General features: G+C 61.2%; 19 protein-coding genes. 7 read left to right on the top strand and 12 right to left on the bottom strand.

All coding sequences use genetic code 11. The annotated features are described in order from the left end of the window. Nucleotides 1-91: 91 nt before the first annotated feature. The 6 genes from IV91_RS16710 to IV91_RS0105540 form a co-directional block, all read right to left on the bottom strand. Nucleotides 92-310, bottom strand: coding sequence for a hypothetical protein (locus IV91_RS16710; protein WP_200874334.1), 219 nt, complete (start codon nt 308-310; stop codon nt 92-94). Beyond that, on the bottom strand, nt 270-548 hold the full coding sequence (locus tag IV91_RS0105570; protein WP_013124592.1) for a BrnT family toxin: 279 nt from the start codon (nt 546-548) through the stop codon (nt 270-272). The genes IV91_RS16710 and IV91_RS0105570 overlap by 41 nt, the downstream gene beginning before the upstream one ends. 48 nt (nt 549-596) lie before the next feature. After that, the gene (locus IV91_RS0105565) at nt 597-1508 is read right to left on the bottom strand and encodes a DNA-binding protein (RefSeq protein WP_051862143.1); all 912 of its coding nucleotides are present in this window, start codon (nt 1506-1508) and stop codon (nt 597-599) included. Between the two features lie 951 nt (nt 1509-2459). Continuing rightward, nucleotides 2460-3812 (bottom strand): replication initiator protein A, encoded by a 1353-nt coding sequence (locus tag IV91_RS0105550; RefSeq protein WP_200874333.1) that lies wholly within the window; start codon nt 3810-3812, stop codon nt 2460-2462. A gap of 32 nt (nt 3813-3844) precedes the next feature. Continuing rightward, complete coding sequence (locus tag IV91_RS19680; RefSeq protein ID WP_031596693.1) at nt 3845-4153, bottom strand: hypothetical protein; 309 nt, start codon at nt 4151-4153, stop codon at nt 3845-3847. Continuing rightward, nucleotides 4146-4781 carry a ParA family protein gene (locus tag IV91_RS0105540; protein ID WP_031596692.1) on the bottom strand — a complete coding sequence of 212 codons (636 nt, stop codon included), beginning with the start codon at nt 4779-4781 and terminating at the stop codon, nt 4146-4148. The genes IV91_RS19680 and IV91_RS0105540 overlap by 8 nt, the downstream gene beginning before the upstream one ends. A gap of 193 nt (nt 4782-4974) precedes the next feature. On the opposite strand from IV91_RS0105540, the gene IV91_RS0105535 reads away from it, so the two are divergent. Then, complete coding sequence (locus tag IV91_RS0105535; RefSeq protein WP_031596691.1) at nt 4975-5166, top strand: YodC family protein; 192 nt, start codon at nt 4975-4977, stop codon at nt 5164-5166. Then, nucleotides 5163-5429 (top strand): DUF6953 family protein, encoded by a 267-nt coding sequence (locus IV91_RS0105530; RefSeq protein WP_031596690.1) that lies wholly within the window; start codon nt 5163-5165, stop codon nt 5427-5429. Before IV91_RS0105535 ends, IV91_RS0105530 begins: the two co-directional genes overlap by 4 nt. Here the strand turns inward: IV91_RS0105530 and IV91_RS0105525 are convergent. The 4 genes from IV91_RS0105525 to IV91_RS0105510 are packed head-to-tail and all read right to left on the bottom strand — an operon-like array spanning nt 5426 to nt 8734. Further along, nucleotides 5426-6142, bottom strand: a complete 717-nt coding sequence (locus tag IV91_RS0105525; protein WP_031596689.1) for a hypothetical protein — start codon at nt 6140-6142, stop codon at nt 5426-5428. The genes IV91_RS0105530 and IV91_RS0105525 overlap by 4 nt on opposite strands. Before the next feature lie 51 nt (nt 6143-6193). Beyond that, the gene (locus IV91_RS0105520) at nt 6194-7156 is read right to left on the bottom strand and encodes a hypothetical protein (protein ID WP_051862142.1); all 963 of its coding nucleotides are present in this window, start codon (nt 7154-7156) and stop codon (nt 6194-6196) included. Then, a complete protein-coding gene (locus IV91_RS0105515) occupies nt 7153-8133 on the bottom strand; it encodes a DNA-methyltransferase (RefSeq protein ID WP_084189939.1) in 981 nt (326 codons plus the stop codon). The genes IV91_RS0105520 and IV91_RS0105515 overlap by 4 nt, the downstream gene beginning before the upstream one ends. A gap of 31 nt (nt 8134-8164) precedes the next feature. After that, the gene (locus tag IV91_RS0105510) at nt 8165-8734 is read right to left on the bottom strand and encodes a recombinase family protein (RefSeq protein WP_031596686.1); all 570 of its coding nucleotides are present in this window, start codon (nt 8732-8734) and stop codon (nt 8165-8167) included. A gap of 205 nt (nt 8735-8939) precedes the next feature. On the opposite strand from IV91_RS0105510, the gene IV91_RS0105505 reads away from it, so the two are divergent. After that, nucleotides 8940-9629 (top strand): YfbU family protein, encoded by a 690-nt coding sequence (locus tag IV91_RS0105505; RefSeq protein ID WP_013124599.1) that lies wholly within the window; start codon nt 8940-8942, stop codon nt 9627-9629. A gap of 7 nt (nt 9630-9636) precedes the next feature. Here the strand turns inward: IV91_RS0105505 and traI are convergent, their stop codons facing one another. Together traI and mobA are read right to left on the bottom strand one after the other, a co-directional pair. After that, on the bottom strand, nt 9637-11736 hold the full coding sequence (gene traI, locus IV91_RS0105500; protein WP_051862141.1) for a TraI/MobA(P) family conjugative relaxase: 2100 nt from the start codon (nt 11734-11736) through the stop codon (nt 9637-9639). Next, nucleotides 11733-12032: a plasmid mobilization protein MobA gene (gene mobA / locus IV91_RS0105495; RefSeq protein ID WP_031596683.1), complete on the bottom strand. Its 300-nt coding sequence runs from the start codon at nt 12030-12032 to the stop codon at nt 11733-11735. The genes traI and mobA overlap by 4 nt, the downstream gene beginning before the upstream one ends. 321 nt (nt 12033-12353) lie before the next feature. Between mobA and IV91_RS16705 the strand changes: the two genes are divergently transcribed. From IV91_RS16705 to IV91_RS20005, 4 genes are all read left to right on the top strand, one after another. Further along, the gene (locus IV91_RS16705) at nt 12354-12764 is read left to right on the top strand and encodes a hypothetical protein (RefSeq protein WP_051862140.1); all 411 of its coding nucleotides are present in this window, start codon (nt 12354-12356) and stop codon (nt 12762-12764) included. Further along, entirely contained in the window at nt 12761-13537 is a 777-nt protein-coding gene (locus IV91_RS0105485; RefSeq protein ID WP_013124595.1) for a cobyric acid synthase CobQ, read from the top strand. The genes IV91_RS16705 and IV91_RS0105485 overlap by 4 nt, the downstream gene beginning before the upstream one ends. Continuing rightward, nucleotides 13534-14361 (top strand): hypothetical protein, encoded by an 828-nt coding sequence (locus IV91_RS0105480; protein WP_013124594.1) that lies wholly within the window; start codon nt 13534-13536, stop codon nt 14359-14361. The genes IV91_RS0105485 and IV91_RS0105480 overlap by 4 nt, the downstream gene beginning before the upstream one ends. Beyond that, nucleotides 14358-14657 (top strand): hypothetical protein (locus IV91_RS20005; RefSeq protein ID WP_035417233.1); only part of this gene is annotated, 300 nt, incomplete at its 3' end. The genes IV91_RS0105480 and IV91_RS20005, both read left to right, overlap by 4 nt.

The following is a 14657-nucleotide window of genomic DNA, read 5'->3' as shown; positions in this document are numbered from 1 at the left end:
ATCGTGACCGAAGATTCCGGAAACCCGCCAAATCGGTCACGATAAATCAGAACAGGCGGTCACGATAACCAGAATGACCGGTCACGATAAATCAGAATGACCGGTCACGTTGGTCCAGAATACCCAGGGGCAACTCCGCTGCTGCCTTCAGCCAGACAGCAGCAGGCAGGCTCGGCGCGTCGCTGTAGTCGATCTGCTCATCCGGCATCGAAGCCACAGCATCTAGCCGGGCCTTCTGCTCGGCGCTCAAGACGGGCGGCTTTTTCAGGTCAAGAGTTCGCTTCACGATATTGCTTTCTTTCGTCGGCATTGGCTTTCCTCGCAGAGAGAAGACGGATGGCGTCCTCGTGTCGAACGGTGTAGACCACATACAGGACAGCCGAGTAAGCAAGCCCAATCGTGGCCCATCGATCTTCCCCGTAGTCCTCGCGTCCGTCGTAGGCCTCAATCCGCCCAGCGTCGTAAAAAACAAGCCCGGCATCCTCGAAGGAAACGCCGTGCTTTTCCATGTTTCGTGCCGCTTTGTCGGCGTCCCATTCAAGTTCCATCGCGGCTTTATTGTAGTCTCGTTTTGTAGTTACATCAAGCTAAGCAACTCATGCCTTGGGCGTTTTGCTTTTCGGGGCCGTGGCGCTCGCCGGCCGCTCGCCCTGCGCTGCGATCTGACCGCGCAGGATCGCGGCTTCCTCGCCGGCGGCCTTGGCATCCTTGCGGGCCTGCTCCACCTGGCCGGCCAGGTCCTCGGCGCGGGCCTGCGCGGTCTGGATCGTCACGCGGGCGTCGGCCAGGGCCTCGGCCTGCTGCTCGGCGCGTTCCTGCGCCCGCTGCAACTGCGCGGCGGTGCGCTCTGCTTCCTTCTTGGCGTCCACCAGCCGGCCTTCCAGGTCGGCTTTCTGCGCGGTCAGCACGGCCGCCTGCTGCTCGGCCTCGATGCGCCCTTGGCGCTCTTTCGCCAGCTCGGCGCGGATCGCGGCCAGGTCGGCTTCCAGCCGGGGCATGGCCTCAAGGCGAAGGGTGGCCTTCGCCAGCTCGGTGCGGGCCGCCTCGGCGGCCTGGCGCTCGTGCACGGCTTCTTCCTTCGCACCAATCAGGTCGGCGGCCAGTTGCCCGGCCTTGCCCTCGGCGGCGGCCTTCTCGGCCGCCAGGGCGTCCAGGGCTTCGCCTTGCTCGGTGATGGTGTCGGCCTGGCGCTCGTTCTCCGCGGCAAGGTCGGCGGCGGTCTGCTGCTGCTCGGCCAGTTCGGCTTCGAGCGGGGCGCGGGTGGCCGACAGCTCGGCGGCCATGAAGTCCAGGACCGCGCGCTGCAAGGCCGGGGGTAAGACCAGCTCGGCAGCGGCCTGGCGTTCCTGGCCGGCCTTCCACTGCTGCAACAGCTTGGCGATGGTGCCCATGCTGCCCTGCCCCAGCCGCTCGCGCACGGCGCGCAGCGTGGGTTTGCTGCCTTCGGCCTTGATGGCGTCGGCGACCGCGTGGACCTGCTCGGGGGTGATGGTGGCTTCGCGTCCCATGCTGCGGCTCCTTTCCGATATGATACGGTACGATATGATTGATATGATACGCTACGATATGGAAAAGCGCAAGCCCGGCAGCACGGACGCGGGACGGCCTGCCAGCCGCGGCCAGGTCGGCGCGCACGGTCGAGCGCCAGGACGCGCCACAAAGCCCGTAGAGGCCAAGCGAGCGGTCGGGTAAGGGGTTGTGCCGGGTCGAGGCGGAAAATGCGCTGACGGCCTTCTATGGCCTCCGGCGGGACCGTCCGGGATCACGGTCGCGGCACCGTTCGGCGATTCGCTCGGGGCAGCGCGTGTACACGCGCGCAAATCTGGAATCTGAGCGTTTGCACGTGGACAACTTGGCCGCGCGGCCAAGTGGCCGCCCTGCCCTTCTTCTTGGCGTCAACCCTGCGGACGTCCGTGTACCGCTGCCGCTCGATCATGGCGACACCGGCGGCGGACCACCCCCTTGCAAGCCCGCTTTTCAAAACCCTTGGGCCTGCGGCGCGGTCACTCCAAGGTGAAGGCGGTGGCGTCCCGGCCGGGGGCCTGGTCGCCCCCCTCTGGGGGGCACGATATGCAGGGAGGGGGAGCCGCGAAGCGGGGGAACCCCGCAGGGGTGCCCCGGCCCTTGGGCCGCTTGGTGGCAGCGTTATCCACAGAGGTAGCGGCGCGGATCGCGTTAAAGATTTTTAAAGTTAAGAATCGCGCGCGCGCGTTACGGTTTTGCAAACCCGCGCCGTTGCTGGGTTCGCGGGGTGGTTCGGTGGGTGAAAACACGTGTCCCCGGTGGGTGAAAACACGTGTCCATCCACAGGAAAAGGTGGGTGAAAACACGTGTCCATCCACAGGCGCACCTATTGCCGCGTGCGGAGCGGCGGGCCTGCGGTGGGTGAAAACACGATAGCCCGGCGGCGGTGGGTGAAAACACGATAGGAAGCGTGTACACGCTTCCTATGTGGTGTCTCATGGCCGCCCGGCGATGCTGGCCAGCAGTCTTTTAGCGTCCCTGGTGTGGAACGTCACGCTGTCGTCGTCGTTGAGAACAAGACGGTACTCGGGCAGGCTGTTGTCGGCCTCGATGGCGCGCACGGCCCGCCGGAATTCTTTGAGGGTCGATTTGCTGCCGGCCTTGGCTTGCAGCAGCTCAAGACCGATCTTCCATTGCGCCTGGTGGCCGCAGTGCTTGCGGGCCAGCTCGTAGAGCCGTCGCGCCAGGGGCTTGCGCAGCCGGAAATAGTCCGGGTGAATCGTTAGAACTTCATACGCCTGGACGGCGTTGTAAAGCCACTCGGACAAAGTGACCTCGACGGCGATCATGCGCTCGTCGGTCTGCGATTTCTCGATGATCTTCCAACGGTCGATGATGCCGAAGCCCTCCCGGACTCGCTGCCCGCCGGTTCTGATGTCGGTCGTAATCGACGTGCCGCGCAACCGCTCGAATGTCTCATGCAGCAGCTTGTACCCGCGCCCGCTGGTGTCACGGTTTGTCGCCACCAGAAGGTCATAGACCGTGAAACGGACCGTCCGATTCTTCGCGTCGTCGCGGCCCCGGTTCAGCCCCTCGGTCATCTGCGAAACCACGTAAATCAGAATGTCCTTGTCGTGTTGTGTGGCCCTGCCAAGCACGGACGGCGTAACCTTCACGGCCCTGTTGCCGTCGCGGCTCGACCACTCCCAGATGCTCAAGTCTGGCTTGGTCGCTAGAGTGAAGATCGGCGCTTCCATGCTCGCGCCGTCATCCTTCAAGGCATAGTCGAACATGTCGGCCAGGAAGAAATCCCGGTTCGGGTGGCGGACCTTGACCAGCCCGCCCTGGGCCTGCGGGCTGCTGTCGGCCGCCGACGCAGCCGCGCGGGCCTCGGCGCGCTGCCGCGCCTTGAGGACATGCATTTGGTCCTCGATAGCCGCATCCAGTCCGGCACGCTGTGCCTGCAATGCGGCAAGGCGTTCGCGCACTGCGCGGACTTCCGGGCTATCAAGGTTGTCCGGCTTGGCGACGCGCGCCAGCTCCCGATTGGCCGCCACGATCTGTTCAGACAGCACGCGGTGAGCGTCACGCAAGGAATCCAAGCTGTCGAGCGGGACATTCTCGGCGGGCATATCCCAGCTTTCGATCACGTCCTGCTCGCTCAAGGCATCGTCCTCGAATGCGCCCAAGTCCTCGGGGGCGGCACCATCCAGCGGCAATTCGCCTTGCGTCGCTTTCTCTCCGCTGTTCCGCGCTCGCACGGCTTGGCCGAGCCGGGCCAGCGACGAGGCCAGGGCCTCGTCCATCTGCACGGGACCGCTGCTGCCTTTCTTTTTGGTGTCACCCATAAACTCCACCATAGCCGCTCGCTTGCCGGTAGTTAGCGGCTAGCTGCCTGTTTCTTGTAGAGTTCCAGGGCACGTTCCAGGACCTCGACAAGCAGCAATCCGTCGCGCTGCGCAAGCGCCCGTAACTCGGCATCCCATTCGGGTCTGACGCGGGTTGCGAATTGCAGGGTTCGATTGGTGCGGCGCGCAGAGCGCCCGTCCATGCGCGGGATCGGCACAGAGCCGGCCGGCGACACGTGGACGGCCGGGACCGCCTCCGGGGCGTGAAGGTTGGTGCTCGCCTCTTCCATCGGCGGCGGTACGCCGAGGGTATTTCTCTTCAATTTGGATACGTTAGCCATTGTTCGTCACTCGGTCGATGAGGGATTGAATCAGGATGTCGGCCCGCTCGTTGAGGGCCACGTAACGGGTTTCGGTAATCGCGTGCCCGGCGTTCTGCGCCTGCCGATAGGCCGGCCGCTCAAGCAAGCAACCGTCCAGGACGGCATAGCCCGCTTCCGCCAGGTAGGCGCGCGTCTCAGCCTCTTCTGCCGGCGTGCCGATGCGGTTCAGGGCGAACGCCAAGCGTCCGGCCGGTATGCCGGCCTTGACCAAGGCGTGAAACTCCCGCACAGCGGGCCGCAGATCGTCCAGCGATGCGCCTGTGGGCTGCACAACCAGATTGGCGGCTCGGGCGATTTCAAGCGTCGCCTGGCTGGTTCTCGCCGGGCCGTCCAGGATGAGGATGTCGAAACCGTTGGCGATGCCGAGGGCCTGCGCGGCCGTGGCGAACGCCTCGACGGACACAACCGGCTCGATACTGGCATTGAGCCGTTGTCGGTGCCAATCAACGGACGTGCCTTGCTGGGTGTCCAGGTCGGCCACCTTGACGCGCAGCCCGCCGGCGGCGGCCTCGCGCGCCAAGGCGCGGGAAAGAGTGCTCTTCCCTACCCCGCCTTTCTGCGAAACGAATGCGACGACTGCCGCCATAAGAACCTCCTGCTAATTGGTAGGTAGCTGCTATCTTACATTAAACGAAAGCGGACAGCAAGCTGCGGGCTTGCGGCTAGCTTGCGGCTAGTTTTTAATGATCTGTCGAACAGCCGTTGAAATTTCGCGGTTTGCCCCAATGGTGCCTAGGATCGAGGGATTGCCCCTCGCCCCACAAAAATAAGGATCCGGAATGGCGCAGAGTAAGGATTTCGCAGTCGGCACCATCGTCAAGCTGAAGTCGGGCGGCCCCGATATGACGGTTAAATACGCTAAGGATGGCTCCGTGACCGCGCAGTGGTTCGCGGGCAAGAAATTGGAGCAGGGCGCATTCCCGGCCAGCTCGCTGGAAGAGGTGACGCCCGCGCCGAAGGCTGAAGGATGACGCCCGACACAGTGGCCGCTTGGATGCTCGCCAAGGTCGAGCGTGAAGGCTGCATCTATCAAGATGACGTGGTGGACTACCTCGTCAAAGCCAAGCGGGAAGATTTGCTGACCGAGAATGCGGACGGGAATCAGGTTGTCGGCAAAACGGTTCTAGCCGCCTTCCTCAAACTGACTGCAACCACGGTCGTGTGGGTCAAGCCTGAACGGTATTGGCGCTGGCGCGTTGCAGAGGATGAACCCGGCAGAGAAGCGCGTGGCTAATTGCCGCGACTCTTCGCCTCGAACCTCGCTATGTGACTTTCCAGTGACTGCGCGGAGGTCGCTTTCGAGCGTTCAATGCGCGACGACAACGTGCCCCATGATTCGTATTGTGGCGGGAAAAGTTTCTCCAATTCAAACCGCACAATACAAGCCTCTGCAAGCACCAAGCTGTCAGTGGCAAGTTTCATAATCATGTTGAATATATTCACGGGCAACTGTCCTTCGCGCCCCCACCAGTCATGAACGAATTTTTCCAGCGCATGAAGGGAGTCATAAAACGCAATCAGCGCCGTCGCGTCGTCGCCCGACAAATCACGGAACTGCGGCGCATTTGGATACAGAACCGGCATGTACGGGATGAAGTCCTCTTGTAAATCGTTCGGCTTGATTTCGTTCCCAACCGATGCGGTCGTGAAATTTGGGATGGCGCGCGAATGAATGTAGAGAACCCTCTCGATGATCCGGTTCAACTCGGGAGCAAGATACCTACGCGCCTCGGCCTCGCGCCTAGCTTTGTCCTCCGCAAGAGAGCGGCGACTGTTCAGCTCCGTCACCCACGCCCCCAACAGTGATGCGCCCGCGCCGAATAATGCGCCGGCGAGTGTCGGGATATTGGCACACAAAGACCCAACGCCAACAATGAAAAGCAGGACGGACAACCCCAGGTGTGGGTTCTTACGTACCAAGGCGATTGCCGCGAATGCCTTTGTCATGTCATCGCCATCCGCTTCGATTGTCGAGGCCGCGCACGCCGTTGACGTGGATCACTCATCATCGTCGCCGCCTTCTTCTTTGATTGCAACATCTTCCAATGTCTGCCCTTGTCGATCTAACAGCTCCCACAGATCGCAATAGAAAAAGTGGTCGATGGTTTTTATATATTGCGAAAGCAATGCATCCTCAACCATGTTTGGACGAATGTCGCAGTAATAAACGCCATCCAATGGATTCAGCTTGACCGTATACGCCTTGAAATGCCCAGGCAGGAACGTGGCGCTTACACCATATTCATCTTCACGTCTCGTTTTTTTGCGCTGCACATCATTCAAAAATATTGCGATATGCGGAAGCGCCGTGTCCGTAAGTCGGTTATAAAGAAATTTATCCATAAAAACCTTGTCAATTCGGTCTTTGCTGGAAGTCTTGACGGAACCAATTATTTTCAGCTCGCCATCTTTGCTCAATAACAGGTCATGCTGATAACTTGATTTGAAAAGCTCGGTTCCATCCAAGTCCCTGACTGGAACTTGCATTGTTCCTGAGACGCAATCGACATCAAGCGAAACGATCAGCAGCCGGATAAGTCGCTCGAATAAATCACCATTCACCTTTCTGGCTTGGTTCGATCTCCCGGCGGGCAGTCCATCAAGCGCAGCTCCAACAGATTGTTGAAGCGTGTAGATCGTGCGAATAAGATTCGCGCGCAGATCGTCGGATGGTCGTTGACCATCCCGCAACTGTTCAAGCGTTGCACGGAATTGTTGTGCGGCTTGTGCAAAGTCTTCCGCGCCATACATCAGCCTTGAATTTAGCGGACGCGTAATATTAAAACTACCTTCTTGCTTATACTGGAAAAACTGGTAGTGACTTTCGTTTTGCGAAACGATGCGCGCCTGCAATCCAGTCTCTACGTATTCCAAGTAACGAGCGCAAAACTCAATGTAATGTTCAACGTCATGAAATCGCTCTTTGTCCGTCGCATGGTTAATCAAATCGGAAAGACTCATCGGATAGACTCCCTTCGCTCTGCTGTTTTTCGATCATGTGCTATCCACTCGTCCTTCGTCATGCATCGAACGCGCCCAAGCCTTTGTATCGCCCAGTGGTTGTACTGAGGATCAAGGTCGCAAGCCATCCACTGTCGGTTAAGCTGCTCCGCCACAACCGCCGTCGTTCCAGATCCGGAAAATGGGTCAATCACCAAATCGCCCTCATTTGAGGATGCCAAAACAAACTTGCGTACCAGTTCTTCCGGCTTTTGCGTAGGGTGTGGCGTTTTCTCACCCATGCCATTGCAGGTGGTCGGAATATCAAAAACATCCTTTGGCTTCGCACCTTTAGGATTTGGCGTCCAGTTGTCACGCTGCTTGTTTGCGCCTTTCCCATAAGCGCTAGATTCTGCTTGTGGATGGGATGGATATTTAAGCGTATGCGCCCCATACGGAGTGCGAACATCGTCAATATTTAGCCTAGCGGCATCAGATTTTCTAAAGTGGATTATGCTCTCGTGTGAGCGCCCCCAATCACCCCCTAAGTTGGCCTTGTTTTTGTAATGCCAAATCAGCCAACGGCAATGCTTAAAGTATTTCGATGCGGGGTGTTTCAGGTCTGCAAGAATTTCCGAAAACCCGCACACGTACAATGACCCTGTAGGCTTCAAAACGCGAGAAGCTTGCTTGATCCATTTGATCGACCATTCAATGTATTCTTCTTGGCTCTCGAAATTATCCCAATTGGCCTTTTTGATGTTGTAAGGTGGATCAGCAAAAACAAGGTCAACGCTGGCGTTATTAAGTGACTCAAGCCAGTCGAGTGAATTGCCTTGAAACAAGCGGCCACCGGGCTTCTCGTATTGCAATTGAAAACCTTTCGTTAGCGGATCAAAATCCCTTTGTTTTCCAGTAGAGCACGTCTCAATTGACCCAACTGTTAAGCCAGGTCCAGCATCTGCGCTATGTGGAACTGTTTCCAGTGTTCTTTCCATGACGCCACCTCCACTCATCATTGCCATAACATTATTGCCTTGGCGCTACTACGCCAACGCGCTTGTAAAGAGTAGTGCGCGACACACCATAACGGCGGGCAACTTCAGCCACCTTAATATCTGGGTCCCGCAAAAGCGCCTTGATCTCGCGCACCTGCTTGTCGTCCAGCTTTGGCTTACGGCCACCGGAGCGGCCACGTGCACGGGCGGCGGCTAGACCAGCCTGTGTGCGCTCGCGGATCAAGTTCCGCTCGAACTCCGACAGGGCGGCGAACACATGGAAAACCAGCCTGCCCGCTGCGCTGCCTGTCTCGATCTTCTCGCTCAGGCTCTCAAAGCCGATGCCCCGCTCTTCCAGCTCGGCCACGATCTGCACCAAATCCGGCAGGCTGCGCCCGAGTCGATCCAGCCGCCACACGACAAGGGTATCCCCAGCCCGCAGTGCCTTGCGGCACTGCTCAAGCTCCGGTCGGGCGGTCGATTTCCCGCTAGCCACTTCCTCGTAGATGGCGGTGCAACCGGCTTTCGTCAGCGCATCCCGCTGCAACTCAAGGTGCTGGTCATCCGTCGAAACGCGGGCATAGCCGATGCGTTGTTTCATGGACAGTACCCAAACATAGAAAAAGTGACGGCAATCTTAACGGTTTTGGCGCGTCCTGGATAGGTCAAACCGGCGATCATGCAGACCGTTCAGAAAACCACCGTTTCCTGGACACAGCTCGCGCTTACGGATCGACTTGTTGCAGTACGTATGTATGACGTACAATATCGGACATGTGTACGTACATAACTGAAAGAGGTACGGTATGGCAGCAAAATCGGAACGCTTTGAGCTTCGGATCGACGAAGAGCAACTTGCGCGGGTTGATGAGTGGGCGAGCGAGCAACCGGACCAGCCAACGCGAGCGGAAGCTGTGCGCAGGCTAGTCAACCTGGGCCTGTCGGCTGGTTCGAGCCGCGCCGTGCACTTCAGCGACGGGGAAAAGATGCTCATATTGATGATGGGCGACCTATTCAAAGCACTGAAGATCAAGGACCCGGAGTCGAACCCCGACTTCCTGGCTCAAGTCATCTACGGAGGCCACTACTGGGCACCGAAATGGGATATGCAAGGGGTCTTCCACGACCACGTAGACAACCCGCGAGACGTGTCCTATGTCGTTGACGTTCTCGACATGTGGTCCTTCATCGAGGAGGCCTACGAACGACTTAATTCTGAGCAGAAAGCGGCCATCGCGGCCGAGGTGGACGAGTGGGCCACCGATGTGAAATTCCACGGGTTTGATGGCAATAACGAATGCGGCCAGATGAGCATCGCCGGCTTCCTGGTCAACAAGATGGGTCGGTTCAGCCGATTCAAAGGACGCGATTTGAACTCGCACTGCCAGACCGAGGGACGCTATCGCCGCATGATTACGGCCTTCGAGCCAATGCGCGCGAGCTTGGTCGGCGGCGGCCTCAACGTGCAGCAGCTTGTTACCTTGCTGAAGCGGTAATCCGCGGCTATCGCTCCTGCCCGCCGCGGCCCTTGTCCGGGACTTGGTTGCGTTCCTGGGCACGCTCCCTGGGGTGGGGCTTGGCAACGTCGCGGGCGGCTTCCAGGACCTTCCTGCGAGCTTCCAGTGCCGGATCGGCCAGGCGCACGTCCAGACGCTTTTCAACCGTGACGCGGATGGCCTCATCCTTGAATTGCTCGCTGCCGGTCAGTGTGAGGGTCTGGCCGAACTTCTGCCGCGCCAGGGCCAGCCCGGCGGCCAGGGCCTCGCGGTCGGTGGCGCCGGCGGCGCTGAACGTGATGCGCCGCCCCGAGTCGGTGAACACGTGCCGTTCCTTGGCCTGGTAATGCACGTCGCCCGTGCGGCGATCCACCTGGTAGCCCAGCTGGTCGAGCATCGCCAGGCGGCGCGGCGATAGCGGCTCCTGCCGGCCGGCCGGGGCCTCGATGGTGATGCCGTCCTTCTTGGCGTTCTCCTGCTCGGCCTTTTCCAGCTCCTTCGCGCGGCGTCGGTCGGCGTAGGCCCAGCCGCGCAGCTGGCTGATGGCGGCCTGGTCGCCTTCCTGGGCGCGGTCGCCCGTCCACTCGCGGAAATTCTGCGGCCGGTCGGCCCGCTCGGCCTTCCTCTTGTCGTCCAGCTCGGCGCGCAGCTGCTCGCGCGCCTGCAGGGCCTCCATCGCGGCCACGCTGTACAGCGCCTTGCGCATCGGCGCGGGCATGTCGGTTCGCCGGATTTGCTCGCGCCGCGCCTTGTGGTGCGCGGCCAGGTCGGTGAAGCGCGCTCGGTCGCCGGTGCGCAAGGCCGCGCGGCTCTGCTGCCGGGCCTTGGTCTGCTCGGACAGCCATTCGTCGTACTGCTGCCGCAGGCGCGCTCTAGCCTGCGCGCGTTCCTCCCGCGCCTGGTCGCGCCGGCTCGGATCGCGCGCCGGTTCTCGGTGCTTGTCGTAGCTGCGGGCCGGCTGCTCGATCTGAATGGCACGGATCGGCGGCTGGTACTCGCCCAGCCGCTTGACCAGCTTGCCACGGCCCAGCCCCTCGTGCATGTCGCTCGCCTTGATCGGCGTGCGCTCCGGGTGGGTCTTGTCGTAGATCGCCAGGCCCTGGCCCTTCTCGCGCAGCTCAAGCCCATGCTTGGCAAGCTCGCCGTGCAGGTCCTGCCAGCTGGTGCGCGGGTCTTTCAGCAGCGCCGCGACGGCCTGGCGCGGCTCGCCTCGCGCATAGCTGAACAGGCTTTCCTGACCGCCGACTTCCTCCATGTCGCGCGCCTTGGTCGGGCGCTTCTCCTGCATCCGGGTTTCCTTGCTCGCCCGAACGATGGCCTTCTGGCCGTCGCGGTCGATGACCGCATACTGGCCCTTGTCGTGCTCCCAGCCCTGGGCGAGTTCGACCTCGCGGCAAACACGGTCGAGCTTGTAGAAGTCGCGCGACGGATAGACGGCCTTGTACGTCTCGGGATTCACCCGGTTGATGAGCATGTGCAAGTGGTCGTTTCCGGTGTCGCGGTGGACCGCGAAAACGTACTGGTGCCCCTCCATCCCTACGGCCTTCATCGAGGCATGGCCGGCCTCGAACATCTGCGCATCGCTCGGCCGCTCGCCCGGCCGCCAGGACAGCAGCGTGTGATAAACCGGGTCTTTCGCCCGGCTGCACATGTCTGATACCGCCTTCATTTCCGCGTACGCCGTGCGCACGGAAAGGCAGTTCGTGAACATCGTAGGCCGCGACGGATCGCGCCCATGTTCGGCCTCATCCTTGACCTTGGCGTGTTCCTCTTCCTGTCCTTCCAAGCGAAGCACGCCCACGCGCCCAAGGGTGGGTGCTTGGCTCAAGGTGCGCGCCTTGGACGGCGGCGGACCATCGGCGGACAGCTCGGCATCGTAGGCCGCACGCAGGGTGGCGTCGCGGCTCGGGTGCGATAGCGCCGCCTCGTCGTCGTAGCGGCCGGCCAGCTCGATGTCGCGCGCCAGCTCGGCGGCGGTGCGGTCGATGTCGCCCGCCTCGCGGTCTAGCTCGGCCTCGCGCTCGGGCGAGTGCCGGCTGACGTATTCGACGGCCTGCCGCCAGCTGCTATTACCGTCGCCACGGTGCGGCACGACCTTGGGGATCACGTCGCAATCCTCGCCACGGCCTTCTTGATCTCGATGAGGATGGCGGCGTGCTCGTAGGAGTTCGCGCCGCCGCCCTCAAGGAACAGGTGTTTCTGCAGGCCGCCGAGCCGGCGCAGCTCGTTGATGACCTGACTATCGACGGTGTTGCGTGTCTTGCGTCCGAGCGCGCAGGCGCGCAGGAACTCGGACACGGTTGCGCCCGCGTCGCGCGCCTTCTCCCTGATGGCGTCCGCCTCTTCTGGCGTGACGCGCACGGCAAGCGCCAGGGTGCGCTTGCGGCTGTCGCTGTTGCTCATCTGCGGCGGTCCTCTGTTCGGATTTCACTTGGGGCCGAAGGCCAGGCGCTGCCGGTGGCAGCGCGGGGTTGGGGTCTCGGGGCGAAGCCCTGAGCAGGGAGGGAAGGCCAGCATAACGAGTGCAACGAGTGGCGCGGGCCGGTGGAATACTGTCGCGTCAGCGGCGGTATTACATCCCCTACCCTGTCCCATACTCAACTATCACAGGCAGTTCATACATGTTTACCACGTGCGGCGATTATTGACAAGGGCAAAACCGGGGCATAAAGTTGCACTCGGTGCCGTAAGGTCGGCATCACGTCAATCATGAGGACAAACATAATGGCAGGAAAACAAAAGACATTCACAATGAAAGCACGTGACGATGTGGCATCGATCATCGCCAGTCTCCCGGAGAAGCCGAAGGCGGACAAGGGACTGGCTGCGAAAGACATCATCACATCGCTGAAGGCCGAGATTAGAACCGCGCAAGAGAAGGGCTACACGATTGAAGAAATCGTGCAGTCGTTCAAACAAGGCGGCGTGGACATCGGACTAACGACGCTCAAGGCCGCTATGCGGCAATCGACCAAGAAGCGACCAGAAAAGGCCGCGAAAAAGGTCGAGTATGAAGGCGGAAACAGTGCCGCGCCGCAAGCGCGGCGAACGGTCACGCCAGAGGAACGGCAGGTGCTGCGCGATGAGACGGAAACTACGCTGACACCAGCGGCAAGCAAGCGTGGTATGCGATGAAACGATTTGTGATGGTACTGACGGACAAGGGCGGCACCGGCAAGTCAACGATGACGCGGGCCATTGCGGACAGGTATGCGCGCGATGGCATCAAGGCGCTTCTGGTCGATGGAGATGGCGAAGTGGGTCAGCTTTACCAGCACTATTGCAAGCTGGATGAGGACGGCAATCCGGCCACGCAAAATGCCGGTGATGGCGTCATGACGATGCGCGTCACGGGCGAGGAAAAAGAGCGCGACAAGCTGCTGGCGATGCTGGACTATGACCTGCCGGTGGTCCTGGTCGATATGCCGGCGGCGTCGATCACGGCGCTGGCGAAATTCGACGCCGAAGTAGGCTTCTTCGATGAGCTGCAGCGGTCGGGCTACAGGCCGACGATGGTCAATGTTCTGTCGCCCTTCCAGTCGAGCACGCGCACGGTGCAGCAAATGGTCGATCTGGCGGGCAAGAGCGCCGATTACGTCGCGGTCGTGAATCGCTGGTTCGGCGACGATGAGGATTTCTACATGTGGTTCGGTGACGGCAACGGCAACCCGCCCAGCCGGGGCCGCGCCATGCTGCCGGACTACGGCGGCGAGGAAATCGACCTGCCGAAGCTGCAGGCCGGCGTCATGGTCGCCATTGATGACCGCATGATGCGCTTCGCCGATGCGGCGGCCGATGGTTCGCCGTTGTCGCGGGCGCAGCGGTCGCGCCTCATCCGGTGGATGAAGGATACCGATGCGCAGCTGGATAAGGTCGCGGACAAGATCGGCCTGGGAGCGGGGAAATGAGCAAGCAGGCATTCGACAAACTCATGGGCCAACTGCCCGACGAGGACAAGAAAGCGATCTATGCGGCGGCGGCGGCCTACGGCCTCGATTTCGAATCGCCCGAGTGGATTCCGTTCGCCATCAGCCAGCACGGCCTGCTGGCAATCCAGCACGCCATCGAGGATCTGGGCGCGGCGGTCAAGGAAGGGTCGGATCACGCAATCCGCCAGGCCATGAAGGCCATCCATGCCGCCAAGGATGCGGAGCTGTCCGAGGTCGAGAAGGCGGCGGCCGAGATCGGCGCGGGGCTGCGGAAAACGGCGGCGGACGGTCGGCAAAGCCTGGAAGCGCAAGCGGTGAAGATGACCGCGCAGCTGACGGAACAGCTCACGCGCACGCTTCAAGCCACGGCGGCGGACATCATCGCGCGCCAGGTCGATCCGTTGAACAGGGCGCAGCAGTCGTTGACGCGGACGGTCGAGGCGGCCAACGCCCGCATGGCCGCCGCTGGCCGGTGGTTTGGCGCAAAGGCCGTGGTCCTGGCTCTGGCCCTGACCTTGATCGTCGGCCTGGCCGCGTGGGGCTTGGTCGGCTGGGAACGGCACGAGGTCAGCGGCCTGCTGGCCCAGCAGGTGCAGCTACAGGCCACCATCGCGCAGGAGCAGGCCACTGTGGCCGCACTGGACAAGCGCGGCGGCCGCGTGCGGTGGTCGACGTGCGACGGGCGACTGTGCTTCGAGGTCAGCGGCAACCAAGGCCAGGACAGCAGCGGCAATCCGACCCCGCTCGGTGGCTGGACCACCAATGGCGGCAAAGTCGCGCTGGTGATTCCGAGGGGGTATTGATCGGCCCGGTGCCCGTCAAGCCCCGTCGTTCATTTCGCGTGCGCCTTGTGCGCGTCAACGTAGGAGCGCAACACGGCATTGATACGGGACTGATACCGCTTGCCCGTGTGCTTGAAAAATTCCAGCACTTCAGCATCAATGCGCAGCGTGATTTGCTGCTTGATGTGGGGCTGCGTATTCTGGTGAAGATGACCGGTGATTCTGGTTATCGTGACCGATGGTTAGGTCATGGGGTTACGCGCTTATATTGTACTGTGATCGGTCACGATGACTCGATATTTTCCTCCTTTTTCATG

The organism is Ferrovum myxofaciens, assembly GCF_000735045.1.
GTDB lineage: Bacteria > Pseudomonadota > Gammaproteobacteria > Burkholderiales > Ferrovaceae > Ferrovum > Ferrovum myxofaciens.
Note: the sequence above shows the minus strand (reverse complement) of the source record. Positions and strands in the feature narration are given on the sequence as shown.

Bases quoted from the DNA above. Each gene is read 5' to 3' on its own strand.
- IV91_RS16705 (WP_051862140.1), top strand. From the start codon at position 12,354: ATGGCAGGAAAACAAAAGACATTCACAATGAAAGCACGTGACGATGTG.
- IV91_RS0105570 (WP_013124592.1), bottom strand. From the start codon at position 548: ATGGAACTTGAATGGGACGCCGACAAAGCGGCACGAAACATGGAAAAG.
- IV91_RS19680 (WP_031596693.1), bottom strand. From the start codon at position 4,153: ATGGCTAACGTATCCAAATTGAAGAGAAATACCCTCGGCGTACCGCCG.
- IV91_RS0105535 (WP_031596691.1), top strand. From the start codon at position 4,975: ATGGCGCAGAGTAAGGATTTCGCAGTCGGCACCATCGTCAAGCTGAAG.
- IV91_RS0105480 (WP_013124594.1), top strand. From the start codon at position 13,534: ATGAGCAAGCAGGCATTCGACAAACTCATGGGCCAACTGCCCGACGAG.
- IV91_RS0105505 (WP_013124599.1), top strand. From the start codon at position 8,940: ATGGCAGCAAAATCGGAACGCTTTGAGCTTCGGATCGACGAAGAGCAA.
- IV91_RS0105540 (WP_031596692.1), bottom strand. From the start codon at position 4,781: ATGGCGGCAGTCGTCGCATTCGTTTCGCAGAAAGGCGGGGTAGGGAAG.
- IV91_RS0105565 (WP_051862143.1), bottom strand. From the start codon at position 1,508: ATGGGACGCGAAGCCACCATCACCCCCGAGCAGGTCCACGCGGTCGCC.
- IV91_RS16710 (WP_200874334.1), bottom strand. From the start codon at position 310: ATGCCGACGAAAGAAAGCAATATCGTGAAGCGAACTCTTGACCTGAAA.
- IV91_RS0105515 (WP_084189939.1), bottom strand. From the start codon at position 8,133: ATGGAAAGAACACTGGAAACAGTTCCACATAGCGCAGATGCTGGACCT.
- IV91_RS0105550 (WP_200874333.1), bottom strand. From the start codon at position 3,812: ATGGGTGACACCAAAAAGAAAGGCAGCAGCGGTCCCGTGCAGATGGAC.
- mobA (WP_031596683.1), bottom strand. From the start codon at position 12,032: ATGAGCAACAGCGACAGCCGCAAGCGCACCCTGGCGCTTGCCGTGCGC.
- IV91_RS0105525 (WP_031596689.1), bottom strand. From the start codon at position 6,142: ATGACAAAGGCATTCGCGGCAATCGCCTTGGTACGTAAGAACCCACAC.
- IV91_RS0105485 (WP_013124595.1), top strand. From the start codon at position 12,761: ATGAAACGATTTGTGATGGTACTGACGGACAAGGGCGGCACCGGCAAG.
- IV91_RS0105520 (WP_051862142.1), bottom strand. From the start codon at position 7,156: ATGAGTCTTTCCGATTTGATTAACCATGCGACGGACAAAGAGCGATTT.
- IV91_RS0105530 (WP_031596690.1), top strand. From the start codon at position 5,163: ATGACGCCCGACACAGTGGCCGCTTGGATGCTCGCCAAGGTCGAGCGT.
- IV91_RS0105510 (WP_031596686.1), bottom strand. From the start codon at position 8,734: ATGAAACAACGCATCGGCTATGCCCGCGTTTCGACGGATGACCAGCAC.